Origin of the sequence: Rhizobium sp. 11_C7_N12_5 (assembly GCF_051811145.1) — a bacterium.
In the GTDB taxonomy this organism is placed as follows: domain Bacteria; phylum Pseudomonadota; class Alphaproteobacteria; order Rhizobiales; family Rhizobiaceae; genus Rhizobium; species Rhizobium lusitanum.
Window position 1 is genome coordinate 1,552,059 of the sequence record NZ_JBPWPY010000001.1, and the last position, 12,787, is coordinate 1,564,845.

The following is a 12,787-nucleotide window of genomic DNA, read 5'->3' on the forward strand; positions in this document are numbered from 1 at the left end:
GGCCGGAGAGAGCCGCAAACCGTCACGCCGTATGTCTCATCAAAACTCAAAGATCTGCCTAAATACCCCCGGTGCGATGATCGACAGCGGATTGATCTGAATACTCGATTTCTCCAGTGTACCCGTCACCCTGAAGGTAATGCCGATCAGGCCGCGGTCGCTGCCGTTGCCCAGGATGAAGCCGACGATCGGAACCTCGGCGAACAGCCGGTTCAGGCCGTAGGCGGGCATGAACGTGCCGGTCAGATCCATCTTGCCGTTGGCATCCTTGACCGTTCCCTGGAATGTCGCCCCGACCTGCACGCCCCGCACGACGCCGTTCTCGACCGACAGCGACCCATTTCGCATCACCAGCCGCGCAAAGCCTCTTTCGAAGCTTTGCGAGCGCGTATCGATATTCTCCTTCACGGCTGCATTCAGGCTTTTGCCGTTCTTGCCGCTCGGGGTCGAAACGATGGTCGAAAGCTTCTTCTCGTCGACGATGGCGAAGTTGCGCAGATCCAGCGATCCGTCCCAGTCGTCCTGCCCGACGGAGCGCAGCGACAGATTGAGCAGGCCGCCCTTCAGGTGCTTGTAGAGATCGGCAAAACGAGCAACAGAGCCGGCGTCGCCGCTGGTGATGCGGATGGTGCCGCTGCCGCTGCCCTTGCTCATCTGGCTGACGACAGCTTCTCCGCTGAGGGTGACGCCGGAAAAGTCCACCGCCGTCGTTTTGCCGCCTGCAATGGAATAGGTACCTTTGAGATTGCCGATCGATTCGTCGTTGAATCCAATAACCTTGTCGAGATTGACATGTATCGTCGCGCTTGCCGAGTCGTCGCCGCCGCTCTTCCCGCCGCCAGATGACGATGTCTTCAGCCGCGCCAGGATCGGGCGTATATCGGCCGAATTGCCCGATATCGATACGTCATAGCCTCCACCCTTGCCGCGCTTGAGCGACAGCGCGAAATCATCGAGGGCCGAGAGCTTCACGCTGTCGAAATTCGCTGACGACAAGCTCCCCTTGCTGATCACAAGATCGCCGCTGACGCCGAAACCATCGCCCTTGAGCGTAAAATTCTTGAGTGTCGTCTGGCTGTCCGGTCCGGACGCTTCGAGTTGCGCGGTTGCCGGAATGCCGCTGCCCTTCGACCATCCTACCCACGGAACCGTCAGCGCCGCCTTGCTGAGATCCACCTTCACGCCCTGTCGATCGTCATCGATGCGCGTCAGCTCCACTTTGACGGGCCCATCGATGATATCGCGAAGACCCGGCAGGACGGCATTGCGTTGAGCATCGCTAAGCGTCGCCGTAATGACGCGGCTGCGCTTGGCCGTCGATTTGCTGTCGGTCGGCTCGATCATATCGATCTGGGCAGGAATGCCGTCGATCTGCGCCTGAGCCTGCAGGTGCACCGATTGTGGATCTGCCACGATCTCGCCGGTCAGGTTGTCGATCTTGCGATTGTTCATCGGCTTCAACAAATCTACATTGTTGAGCTCCAGTTTCGCCTGCCAATCCGGCGGCGGCGGCTTCTGGTCGTTGATCAGGCCGATCCGGGCATTGACCTTGGCGACGATCTTGCCGTTGAAGTCCTCCGGTTTGAATTCCGTCCGTTGCAATACCTCCAGCGGTTTGTAGGTCAGCAATTCACCCACGGCGTCGCCCGTGCCGGATATTGTCAGAGCAAGCTCCGCCATCAGCGGCTTGTCGTAGGTTGCCGGTATCGAGAAGCTGCTATCGTTCAAGGTGATCTTGCGGCCTGTCGGGAAATAGGAGGTAGCAGTCTCGATACTGACGTCCATCGTCGGGCCGGTCAGATCGAAATGTGCTTTCGTATCCCGGAGCGGCGGTATTTGGCCAGGCACGTTGAGGCGCGCGCCGTCGATGTCGAAAGCAATGTGCAACTCGTTCTGGCCGAGTTGCAGCTTGCCGGTCTGCGCAGCCTCCCGCAGCCTCCCGGCTGGAATGAACACAGATATCACCGCATTCGTCACCGAGCCGCCAAAGAGATTGTTCTCGACCCATACTCTCGGCTTCGAAGCCATCCAGAAGGGCCACAGTTGTTTCACCACGCTGGTGTCGAGTTTGTCCGCGCGGCCGCCGAAGCTGATTTCCGGCGAGCTGTCGCCGAGCTTCATGTGCAACGAACCGAACAGAGCGCCTTGCGGTGTCGATATGCCGATATTCTCGAACTGGAATTCCTTGGTCGCGGACAGAAAGTGCCCTGTCGCCTGGCCGTCGAAGCTGACCGGCTTTTCTCCGGATATCGATGAGGCTGCCGTACCGTTCTTGATCAGGAAATCGATGCCGAAGCCTTTGCCTGCGTTGGCGTCAACCCGGTCGAGATCGATCAGGGCGCCGGAGAATGGCGCGACAGTGCTGACGAATTGCACGGTCGACGGTGCGATCTCGAGTGTCTGGTGATCGAAATTATAGGAGAGGTTGATATTGGCCTGCGTCAGATCCTGCGCGTCGCGATCCATATAGAGCACGCCGGGCTGGATATTGACGGAGGCATCGAGCTTCGGATCGGTGCCTGAGCCCCCTTTGACGGCAGATAGCGTCACATCGGCGAAACTCATGAGACCCTGACGCGGCGTGCCGGTCGCATCATAGGCCATCGTCAGTGGCTTGAGATCGAGATTGGAGATTTTCGCGATCAGTGAAGAGCTGTGGCCGGACTCCTGCTGCTCTGCCATCACATCCAATATCGCCACCGACCCGTTGACGGCGACCTGCCCATAAAGATGCAGCGAATTCTGTTCGGTCCGCTCGAAGGTGAGATTATCGACCACAAGAGAGATGGGATCGCCTTCCTGGCGTGGCAGCTTGACCGAAAATCCGGAAATACGCACCGAATTCGTGCCGCCGCGCTGCACGAAGCGCTGCAGAAAATCGATATCGTCGAAAGCCGAGGTCAATGCCTGGGGCAGCGCATCCACGCGCCAGGCGGTCAGGTCGACGGGATCTCCTTGAGGCAGGAGCGAAGTATCGAGCGCTATGCCTTCCGCCGCAACGCTCGCCACTTCCACCCGGCCTTCAATAAGGGCGAACGGATCGAGTTCCATATTGACCGCCGACATGGTCGACAGATGCTTGCCGCTGTCCTGATCGATCACGTTGACGTCACGCGCTTCGAGAGCCAGCCGCAGATCCGATGTGAAGCGGATCACGGTCTTGCCGACCTCCGCCTTGTAGCGCGGACCGATCGCCTTATCGAGGGCCGTCTGCGCCTTCTGAGACAGCGGCACATCGAAAACGCCGCTTTCGATCGTTGCGATGACGGCGCCGAGGATGATTGCAAGAAAGGTGAAGAAAACCAGCGTCATGCGGCAGACATGCCAGACATGAGAACGATTGCGGCTGGTGCGTTCCGGGGGGACATGCACGATCATGGGATCATCGACCTGGGCGGAAGGCAGATGATCGAGTGAAACGAGATCCTTTTTACGGAATGTTACCTTTTCGCCTCGGATCACTCCTGCGCGTCCCTTTCATTCTCAGCAATTTTTTTGGTGACGCTGCGTCCCATGTGGACGGCATACCTGAGCAGCATGTATGGCTCAACCGTAGTATCGTCTAAAAACCAGGCAAAAGAAAGTTTTTCCCATGACGGAAGTTTTTCCGATTGTTTTGAATGTGGGCGACGAGGCACCCGATTTCGATTTGCCACGCGATGGCGGCGGCCATGTGCGTCTAGCCGATTTCGGCGGAAAACCGCTGGTATTGTTCTTCTATCCTAAGGACGACACGACAGCCTGCACGACCGAATCGATTTCCTTCACCGCGCTTAAAGCCGATTTCGACAAGGCCGGCGTCGCGATCCTCGGCATATCGCCCGATACGGTGAAGAGCCATGACAAATTCGTCAGGAAACACGCGCTTTCCGTGCCGCTCGCCTCCGACGGGGAAAAGACGATGGCGATGGCCTATGGCGTTTGGAGGGAAAAGAGCATGTATGGCCGAACCTATATGGGTGTCGTCCGCTCGACCTTTCTGATTGGCGCCGACGGCCGCATCGCAAGGATATGGGATAAGGTAAAAGTAGCCGGCCACGCCGAAGAGGTTTTGGCCGCGGCGAAGGAGCTTTGACGGCATGTCAGGCGACCTCGACACGATCACATCGCTGCGCGGTGGCGCCATTGCGGCCATTCGTTCGGCCGATCTCGATCGCAAGACCGGGCTCGCCCAGGAATCCGCAACGCGCTGGTTTGCGCGCACCCTGTCATTGCGTTCGCCACTCGATCCGCCGCTGGCAGATCGACCCGGCCGGCCCGAACGGCCGGAGCTGGTTCCGCCGAAGCATATGGAGAAGCGCTCGCTGCATACGCTGAAGGGCCGCATCGCGCTGCTGCACGCTATCGCCCATATCGAGCTGAACGCGGTCGATCTTGCGCTCGACATCGTCGCACGCTTCGCGACCGAGCCGGTTCCCAATTCCTTCTTCGACGGCTGGATGCAGGTCGCCTTCGAGGAAGCGAAACATTTCCGGATGGTGCGGACCCGGCTGCGCGAGCTGGGCGCGGATTATGGCGATCTGTCCGCCCATGACGGCTTGTGGCAGGCGGCCCATGCAACGCGCACTGACCTCACCGCTCGCCTCGCCGTCGTGCCGTTGATCCTGGAAGCCAGAGGACTCGACGTGACGCCCGCCCTGCAGGCAAAGATGCGCGAGACCGGAGACATGGAAAGCGCGGCCGTGCTCGACGTCATCTACAATGACGAAAAAGGCCATGTCGCCGTCGGCGCCAAATGGTTCCGTTTTCTCTGCGCGCGGGAAAAGCGCGATCCGGCGCGTGCGTTCCAGGAGCTGGTGCGCGCAAACTTCCGTGGCTCGCTCAAGGCGCCATTCAACGATATCGCCCGCGCCGAGGCTGGATTGACGCCCTCTTTCTACCGCTCGCTCACATCCACAAGTAACGCCTAAAATACTAAAATAAAAGAACTTTTCCGTTTTCTGACAATCGCGCGGAAAGTATTCATTAACCATAATCCCGTGTACTCCCATTGGGTGCCTGAGAGCATCGATTGGGAGATTCTCGGTGACAGCAAAGCCTTACAACCGGGTTTTCGGCAAACAACAGCGGTGTCACACCATCATCCTCGCAAGTGGAGAGACGGTGCGCCACATGACCGTGCGTCCATGGATGGCGGCACTGTTCGTCTGCCTCGCAGGCCTGTTTTCGATCGGCTACCTGCTGGCGACCTCCTACCTCGTCCTGCGCGACGATCTGATCGGCGCGACGATGGCCCGCCAGGCGCGTATGCAATATGATTATGAGGATCGCATCGCCGCACTGCGTGCCCAGGTCGATCGCGTCACCTCCCGCCAGCTTCTCGATCAGCAGGTCGTCGAAGAGAAAGTCGACAAGCTCATCGAGCAGCAGCAACAGCTGTCGTCGCGCGGCGGCAAGCTCAACGCATTGCTCGACAGGGCCGAAAGCTCGGGCCTCACCGATAAAACCCCGCATGCCGATGCGAACACGGCGGCTGCAAAGAACGAGCATGCGCAGCTGACCGCGCCAAAGGCCATCGAAAAGCTTCTTACCAACGGCAAGCCCGCAGATGTCACCCCGGACAACTCCACCCTCGCCTACGTCCCCGCCCCGGAAACGGTCGCCGATCGCGCCGACCGCGTCTTTTCGAAAGTGACGCTGTCGCTGAAACATATCGAACAGGATCAGCTAACGCGCATCCGAAATCTCACCGCAGACGCATCCGAGACGGCGAACGAGATTCAGGCGATCATGTCCAATGTCGGCGTTAAGATCCCGAACGAGGTCGTGGTCAGTGATAGCGAAGATGACGACGGTGGCGTTGGCGGCCCCTATGTGGCGCCGGAAAATGTCGACCAGTTCGAGCAGTCGATGGCCGATCTCGATACGGCGCTAACGCGCCTGGAGACGGCGCGAGGTGCCGCCGAGAGCCTGCCCTTCCGAAATCCTGCACCGGGCAAGCTCGTCACCAGCCCCTTCGGCAATCGCAAGGATCCCTTCTTCGGCACGCTGGCTCTCCATCCCGGCACCGATTTCCATTTCAGCCCCGGCGAAAAGATCAAGGCGACGGCCCCTGGCAGGATCGTTTCGGCGGGCTGGACAGGCGGCTATGGCAATATGGTGGAGATCGATCACGGCGACGGCATCTCGACGCGCTACGGCCATATGGAGGAAGTGCTTGTCAAAGTCGGCGATAAGGTCAGCACCGGTGACCCGATCGGCCTCGCCGGCAGCACCGGGCGTTCCACAGGCACGCATCTGCACTACGAAGTCCGGGAAAATGGGCGTCCTATAGACCCGATGTATTTCATCAATGCCGGTACAAAACTCGCAAGTTACATCAGCGGTCTCGGCGCGATTTAACTGCCAGGATTGTGACAAACGAGCAACAAACATGGCACTAATCCAAAAATTGCGTTACGAATGAACTTCGGGTCGGCAGAAGCGACTGCTTTCCTTGACTCTGTGGGTATTTGGTTCTATGTCGCGCTGCATTACGGCATGCTCCTGTGTGTCGATTCATGGTGTTCGACCGAACCGAGACGGAACTAGTTTTCCCTTTGACAACATTTGCTGACCTTGGCTTGAGCCAAAAAGTCCTTTCCGCGGTAACTGACGCGGGCTACACGACACCGACTCCGATTCAGGCCGGTGCCATCCCATTTGCGCTGCAGCGCCGCGATATTTGTGGTATCGCCCAGACGGGTACCGGTAAGACGGCTTCCTTCGTGCTGCCGATGCTGACGCTGCTCGAGAAAGGGCGCGCTCGTGCCCGCATGCCGCGCACGCTGATTCTGGAGCCAACGCGAGAGCTGGCCGCCCAGGTTGCCGAGAATTTCGAGAAATACGGCAAGAACCATCGCCTCAACATCGCCCTGCTGATCGGCGGCGTGTCCTTCGAAGAGCAGGACCGCAAGCTGGAGCGTGGCGCCGACGTGCTGATTTGCACGCCGGGCCGCCTGCTTGATCATTTCGAGCGCGGCAAGCTGCTGATGAGCGCCGTCGAAATCTTCGTCATCGACGAAGCCGACCGTATGCTCGACATGGGTTTCATCCCCGATATCGAGCGCATCGCCAAGCTCATTCCCTTCACGCGCCAGACGCTGTTCTTCTCGGCCACGATGCCGGCGGAAATCCAGAAGCTGGCAGACCGCTTCTTGCAGAATCCGGAACGTGTCGAGGTCTCGGCGCCCGCGTCAACGGCAAAGACTGTCACGCAGCGCTTCGTCGCCTCGCATGGCAAGGACTACGAGAAGCGCGCCACGCTGCGCGATCTCATCCGAGCCCAGACGGACCTGAAGAACGCGATCATCTTCTGCAATCGCAAGGTAGATGTGGCCGACCTCTTCCGTTCGCTTGAACGCCACGGCTTCTCGGTCGGCGCATTGCATGGTGACATGGATCAGCGCTCGCGCACGACGATGTTGCAGAATTTCCGTGACGGCCAGATCCAGCTTCTCGTCGCCTCCGACGTCGCGGCACGCGGTCTGGACCTTCCCGATGTCGGCCACGTCTTCAATTTCGATGTTCCGATCCATTCGGAAGACTATGTCCATCGCATCGGCCGTACCGGTCGCGCCGGTCGTTCCGGCGCCGCTTTCACTCTCGTGACGAAACGCGACACCAAGCATATCGACGCGATCGAAAAGCTGATCGGCGAAGATGTCCAGTGGCTGAACGGTGATCTGTCGGCACTGCCGCCGGCCGAGGAAGGTGGGGACGACAATCGTTCTCCTCGCCGCCGCGAGCCGAAAGGCAGAGGCCGCGAGCGTGATCGCAGCCCCAGAGGCCGGAGTGCCTCGAGTCATAAATCTGATATCGACGTCGAGGATAATGGCGTCGAAGTGATCGAAGCAGCACCAGCAAAGGCCGAGAGCGTGAGAAACGAGCGCAAGTCTGAGAACAACAACAAATCCAACAACGGTTCTCGCAACAATCACCGGCCCTTCCCCGCTGCGAACGACGACAACCGCGAACGCCGCAGCCGTTATCGCGACCAGGATGACGGCCCGACACCGGTTGGCTTCGGCGACGACATTCCCGCTTTCATGCTGATCGTCGCGAACGCCAAGGGCTGATAAGTCCACATCCGAACCGTTACGCCGGAGTTAACGGCACATTTCGGGATGTAGGCATGGGCAAACCCGGCATCGATTTCCCAGGATTAGGAACCGGTCTCGCAATATTGCGGGACGGGAAGATTTTGCTCTACAGGCGCCTCAAGGCGCCTGAGGCCGGCTTCTGGAGCATCGTCGGCGGCAAGGTCGACCATATGGAGCCCGCAGCCAGGGCCGCCATCCGCGAGGCGGAAGAGGAAAGCGGCCTTTCCATCGGCCGGACCGAATACCTCTGCACAGAAGAGGTTATCGTCGAAGCGGATCGACAGCATTGGATTTCGCTGATCTATGTTTGCAGGGATTTTTCCGGCGAGCCGCGCCTGATGGAGCCCGACAAGCTCTCCGATTTCGGCTGGTTCGGCCGCAGCGAGTTGCCACAACAACTATCCGCTTTCGCCAAAGCAACGATTGCGCATCTGAGCGAAGACGATTTTCGCTGACGCCTACTTATCGGCGCGCAACGCAGCCTCATAGGCCAGCCTTACCCAGTGCGCCATGATGTCGGGATCGTCGAAGGCATCATCGGGAACCGACCAGTAAGGCATATTGACGGCCTTGCCCTTCTTGCCCTCATAAGCCCAACGCCGAGCTCCGGCCGCCTCGAACTCCGAAGCACTGACGTCATCTGCCTTCAAAAGTATCTCGTCATCCACTTCGAGCGCCAGGATCCGGCCCATATGGTAGATCCCCTTGCCGCCGAACATTCGCTTGATCGCTACCGGCCCGAGCGACTGAAACATCTCTTCGATATCGTTATTGTCCATTCCCTATCCCTTTAAAACGCCGCCGGCGGCGATGACGGCCTCGGGCGTATCGACGTCGAGATGCGCCGCCTCGCCGATATCGACGTCGACAACCGGAAGCCCGGACGTCTCGATGATATGCCGCGCGCCGACATCGCCCTCGAGCCGCATGACCGCGTTCAGCACCGCACGCGGCAATATGACTGGGTTGCCGCGCTTGCCGCCCGATACCGCGCGCACGATCGCCTGGCCCTTCGCCTCGCGAAACGCGGCGATCAAGGTTTTCAAGTCGTCGCTGGTGACGCCAGGCATATCGGCCAGCATGACGAGGACACCGTCCGCACGCTGCGCACCCTGCGTGCCGACGCCTGCAACCAGCGAGCTTGCCATGCCGGATGCATAATCCGGATTGAACACCTGCTCAACGGCAAGATCTCGCAGCGCCGGCTCGATGTCGTCGCGACGGTGGCCCGTGACGACGATGACCGCAGATGCTCCGCCTGCCATGGCCGTCAAGGCCGATCGACGGACCAATGGGACGCCGTCGAACTCGGCCAGCAGCTTGTGCGAACCGCCCTCGCCCATGCGGCTCGCCCGGCCGGCGGCCAGCAGCACGACGGCAACCGATATCTGCGCCGCCGGCTTGGCGGCGATATCGCGCGGACGCGGACGCGACTGTATTTCCATGAGCAATCCCCCAACGCCCATGCCGCTGATATCCTGCGGCGTCGGTTGTTCGCCGGCTAAGATACGATCCAGTACCCAGTCGAAACCGTTTTCCTTCGGGCTGCGGGCACATCCCGGTGCGCCGACGACATGGACATCGCCCACCTTGCCGAGTACCAAAAGGTTGCCGGGATCGACAGGCATGCCGACCTGAATGACCTCACCGCCCGCAAGCCGGATCGCCTCCGGAATGACATCGCCGGCATCGATAACGGCGGAGGCACCGAAAACGATCACCAGCTTCGGCAATTGGTCCGGTACCTCCAACGCCTGACCGATCGCATCGGCGACCGCTTTCGCCCGGTGGGCGACGCGCTCCTCCCGTTGCAAAACGCTGCCTGCAAGCTGAAGCCGCTGAGAGAGGATGCGCGCCGTCTTGTCCATGACACCAGTCTTCAGCGACGGCAGCTCCGTGGCGACAAGCGACACCGCATGCGGCAGGAACGGCTTGACTTCGAAAACCGGCATTCGCCGCAGAATGTCGGCCCCGGCCGCCACCTTCAGCCCCGAAACCGCCAGCGGAATGATCTTGAAGGTCGCCACCATGTCGCCTGATCGCACCGGCACATGATCGGCAAGACAGGCAAGCGTGATGGCCGGGTCGACGCTGTTGAGCCGATCGACTGCGGCGCGATTTGCCACGAACAGGCCGTCGACCGCGCTGTGAATATTGACACGCCCGGTCGTCGCCTTGGAAAAGGTCAGGTGATCGGGTGCAACGGCTTGCGCGAGCTGCTCGGCCGCCTCGTCCTCCATAAGATCGCCGGGTTCGATCCGCGCCGCGATGACGTGATCGATCCCGGCGGCGATCAGTCGTTCGACATCGCCATGGTCAAGCTTGTGCCCTTTGGCAAAACTACCATCGGATAACCGAAGGGAATGTGCCAGAACCGCGCCCTCGGCGTTCACAGTCGAAAATTCCCCGAAGATCATGGCTTCGGGCCCTTGGGCAACGACACGTCGCGCTCGCGAAGGGCGCCGATGATCTCGGCCAGAATGGCGACCGCGATCTCCGCCGGGCTCGCCGCGCCGATGGGAAGACCGATGGGGGCGTGGATGCGGGCGAGATCCTCTTCGGTCAATCCTTCCCGCTTCAAGCGCTCCAAGCGGCCGGCATGCGTCTTGCGGCTGCCGAGCGCGCCGACATAGAAACAGCCCGTCCCCAGCGCTTGCGCAATCGGCTCGTCGTCGATCTTCGGATCGTGGGTAACGGCGACCAGCGCCATATAGCTGTCGAGCGGCCGTTCCTTCAGTGCATCCGCAGGCCAATCGGCAATCAGGTCGATACCCTCGAAACGCTCCGGCGTCGCAAAGGCCGTGCGTGGATCGATGATGGTCACATCGAAGTCGGCAAGTGCCGCCATTCGCGCCAGGACCTGACTGATATGCACCGCCCCGATGACGACGATACGCGGCGGCGGCAGGTGAACGTTCAGGAACAGACTCTGTCCTTCAACCGCGACCAGTGCCGATTTGCCCGAACGGAATGTGGACGCGACTGCATCGGCCAGAGCGCCTTCGAGCTTGTCGCCCTCGACGATCAGCCTGTCACGCCCGCCCGACAGGTCGGTGGCAAGAATCGCCGCCCGCCGCTCGCGCCGCAATTCATTCAGCTTCGCCAGTATCTGACGATCCATCAGGCAAGCCTCTCGACATAGACGCGGATTCGGCCACCGCAGGAGAGGCCGACGCGCCAGGCAGTCTCGTCGGCAACGCCGAATTCCAGCATGCGGGACTTGCCGTTTTCGATAACGTCGAGCGCCTCGGTGATCACGGCACCTTCCACACAGCCGCCCGAAACGGAGCCGTGGAAATTGCCCTCGCTGTCGATCACGAGGTGACTGCCCGCCGGGCGCGGCGCCGAACCCCAGGTATCGACGACGGTCGCCATGGCAACGCTGCGGCCTGCCGACACCCATTCCTCCGCGATCACGAGCGGATCCAGACTTTCGGATATATTTGTCATCGGAGCCTCATTACTTACAGAGAAACCGCCGCGGATCGTAGGCATCCGCGCGGCCGGCGGTGAGAGCCGATACGAGATCGGCCAGAGATAATAGATTGTGGACCGGACGGAATTCGTCAACATGCGGCAGCATGGCTTTTACACCGCGGGCGCGCGCTTGGAAGCCATCGAACCGCAACAGGGGATTGAGCCAGATCAGCCGCCGACAGGAGCGATGCAGACGGTCCATCTCCTGAGCGAGCAGTTCCACGCCCTCCCGCTCCAGCCCGTCGGTGATCAAGAGCACGATCGCGCCCTGCCCGAGCACCCGGCGCGCCCAGAGCCGGTTGAAGTCCTTCAGCGTCTCACCGATGCGCGTCCCTCCGGACCAGTCCCGCACCGCCGCTGCGCATTCGTCGAGCGCCTGATCCGGGTCTTTGTGACGCATCGCTCTGGTGACATTGGTCAGCCGCGTGCCGAAGAGAAAAGTGTGCACGCGCCGACGCCGCTCGGTCAGCACATGCAGGAAATGCAGGAAGATGCGCGTATATTGGCTCATCGAACCGGAAATATCGGCCAGCACGACGAGCGGCGGCTGTATTTGCTTGGCTTGCCGAAAACGCGGCAGAATCAGCTCGCCCCCGGTGCGCAAGGCAGACCGCATTGTCGCGCGCGGATCGATCTTGACTGGTCTGTGCGACGGCGCAAAGCGGCGTGTGCGTACCCGATCCAGCGGCAATCGCAGCTTTGCGAGCTCCTTCTTTGCAACGGCAATTTCAGCCGCCGACATCTGCGCAAAATCCAACCCGCGCAGAATCTCGCTGCCCGACGTCGTAAACCGGGCATCGATCTCGATGTCGGGCGTCTCGCGTTGCGGACGGCGGTCGTCGCGGTTATCAAGTAGGGCATCGCCCGCGCGGGTTTCGCCGGGCTTCGGCTTCTCCTTCTCACGATTGGCGGGCGCGATCGGCGACATCATCGCGATCATCTTTGCAACGAGATCGCGCGAGCGCCAGAACAGCCGGAATGCCTCGTCGAAAACTGCCAGGTCCTCATGTCGCGTGACGAAGACCGAACACAGAGCGGCGTAGAATTCCTCGCGCGAACCTATGCCGATCGCCTCCACCGCCTCGATGGCATCCGCAATTGCCCCGGGCCCGATCTTCAGCCCGGCCTTGCGGAGCGCACGCCCGAAAAAGACGATATTATCGGCAAGACGCCCGTCACCGGGCGGTGACGGCGCAACGGTGATGCCATCCTGCGCGCCCGGTTCCATG

Annotated in this window: 11 protein-coding genes; 5 read left to right on the plus strand and 6 right to left on the minus strand. The window is 60.6% G+C overall.

Annotated features, from left to right (window positions below; all coding sequences use genetic code 11):
• Positions 1 to 39 precede the first annotated feature (39 nt).
• Positions 40 to 3,462: a YhdP family protein gene (locus AB8B29_RS07775; protein ID WP_047638218.1), complete on the minus strand. Its 3,423-nt coding sequence runs from the start codon at positions 3,460 to 3,462 to the stop codon at positions 40 to 42.
• Between the two features lie 130 nt (positions 3,463 to 3,592).
• On the opposite strand from AB8B29_RS07775, the gene AB8B29_RS07780 reads away from it, so the two are divergent.
• From AB8B29_RS07780 to AB8B29_RS07800, 5 genes are all read left to right on the plus strand, one after another.
• Complete coding sequence (locus AB8B29_RS07780) at positions 3,593 to 4,075, plus strand: peroxiredoxin (protein ID WP_037202328.1); 483 nt, start codon at positions 3,593 to 3,595, stop codon at positions 4,073 to 4,075.
• 4 nt (positions 4,076 to 4,079) lie between these two features.
• Positions 4,080 to 4,910: a ferritin-like domain-containing protein gene (locus tag AB8B29_RS07785; protein WP_037202330.1), complete on the plus strand. Its 831-nt coding sequence runs from the start codon at positions 4,080 to 4,082 to the stop codon at positions 4,908 to 4,910.
• Positions 4,911 to 5,025: 115 nt separating this feature from the next.
• Complete coding sequence (locus AB8B29_RS07790) at positions 5,026 to 6,342, plus strand: peptidoglycan DD-metalloendopeptidase family protein (RefSeq protein ID WP_113118634.1); 1,317 nt, start codon at positions 5,026 to 5,028, stop codon at positions 6,340 to 6,342.
• Between the two features lie 197 nt (positions 6,343 to 6,539).
• A complete protein-coding gene (locus tag AB8B29_RS07795; protein WP_037202333.1) occupies positions 6,540 to 8,057 on the plus strand; it encodes a DEAD/DEAH box helicase in 1,518 nt (505 codons plus the stop codon).
• Positions 8,058 to 8,113: 56 nt separating this feature from the next.
• Positions 8,114 to 8,536 (plus strand): NUDIX domain-containing protein, encoded by a 423-nt coding sequence (locus tag AB8B29_RS07800; protein ID WP_037202334.1) that lies wholly within the window; start codon positions 8,114 to 8,116, stop codon positions 8,534 to 8,536.
• Between the two features lie 3 nt (positions 8,537 to 8,539).
• Here the strand turns inward: AB8B29_RS07800 and AB8B29_RS07805 are convergent, their stop codons facing one another.
• The 5 genes from AB8B29_RS07805 to AB8B29_RS07825 are packed head-to-tail and all read right to left on the minus strand — an operon-like array spanning position 8,540 to position 12,786.
• The gene (locus AB8B29_RS07805) at positions 8,540 to 8,860 is read right to left on the minus strand and encodes a TfoX/Sxy family protein (RefSeq protein WP_037202336.1); all 321 of its coding nucleotides are present in this window, start codon (positions 8,858 to 8,860) and stop codon (positions 8,540 to 8,542) included.
• A gap of 3 nt (positions 8,861 to 8,863) precedes the next feature.
• Positions 8,864 to 10,498 (minus strand): molybdopterin-binding/glycosyltransferase family 2 protein, encoded by a 1,635-nt coding sequence (locus AB8B29_RS07810; RefSeq protein WP_113118635.1) that lies wholly within the window; start codon positions 10,496 to 10,498, stop codon positions 8,864 to 8,866.
• A complete protein-coding gene (locus AB8B29_RS07815; protein ID WP_037202340.1) occupies positions 10,495 to 11,202 on the minus strand; it encodes an XdhC family protein in 708 nt (235 codons plus the stop codon). Before AB8B29_RS07815 ends, AB8B29_RS07810 begins: the two co-directional genes overlap by 4 nt.
• The gene (locus tag AB8B29_RS07820) at positions 11,202 to 11,531 is read right to left on the minus strand and encodes an XdhC family protein (protein WP_037202341.1); all 330 of its coding nucleotides are present in this window, start codon (positions 11,529 to 11,531) and stop codon (positions 11,202 to 11,204) included. Before AB8B29_RS07820 ends, AB8B29_RS07815 begins: the two co-directional genes overlap by 1 nt.
• 10 nt (positions 11,532 to 11,541) lie before the next feature.
• On the minus strand, positions 11,542 to 12,786 hold the full coding sequence (locus AB8B29_RS07825; RefSeq protein ID WP_113118636.1) for a vWA domain-containing protein: 1,245 nt from the start codon (positions 12,784 to 12,786) through the stop codon (positions 11,542 to 11,544).
• Between the last annotated feature and the right edge of the window lies 1 nt (position 12,787).

Bases quoted from the DNA above. Each gene is read 5' to 3' on its own strand.
- AB8B29_RS07780 (WP_037202328.1), top strand. From the start codon at position 3,593: ATGACGGAAGTTTTTCCGATTGTTTTGAATGTGGGCGACGAGGCACCC.
- AB8B29_RS07800 (WP_037202334.1), top strand. From the start codon at position 8,114: ATGGGCAAACCCGGCATCGATTTCCCAGGATTAGGAACCGGTCTCGCA.
- AB8B29_RS07820 (WP_037202341.1), bottom strand. From the start codon at position 11,531: ATGACAAATATATCCGAAAGTCTGGATCCGCTCGTGATCGCGGAGGAA.
- AB8B29_RS07825 (WP_113118636.1), bottom strand. From the start codon at position 12,786: ATGGAACCGGGCGCGCAGGATGGCATCACCGTTGCGCCGTCACCGCCC.
- AB8B29_RS07815 (WP_037202340.1), bottom strand. From the start codon at position 11,202: ATGGATCGTCAGATACTGGCGAAGCTGAATGAATTGCGGCGCGAGCGG.
- AB8B29_RS07805 (WP_037202336.1), bottom strand. From the start codon at position 8,860: ATGGACAATAACGATATCGAAGAGATGTTTCAGTCGCTCGGGCCGGTA.
- AB8B29_RS07785 (WP_037202330.1), top strand. From the start codon at position 4,080: ATGTCAGGCGACCTCGACACGATCACATCGCTGCGCGGTGGCGCCATT.
- AB8B29_RS07810 (WP_113118635.1), bottom strand. From the start codon at position 10,498: ATGATCTTCGGGGAATTTTCGACTGTGAACGCCGAGGGCGCGGTTCTG.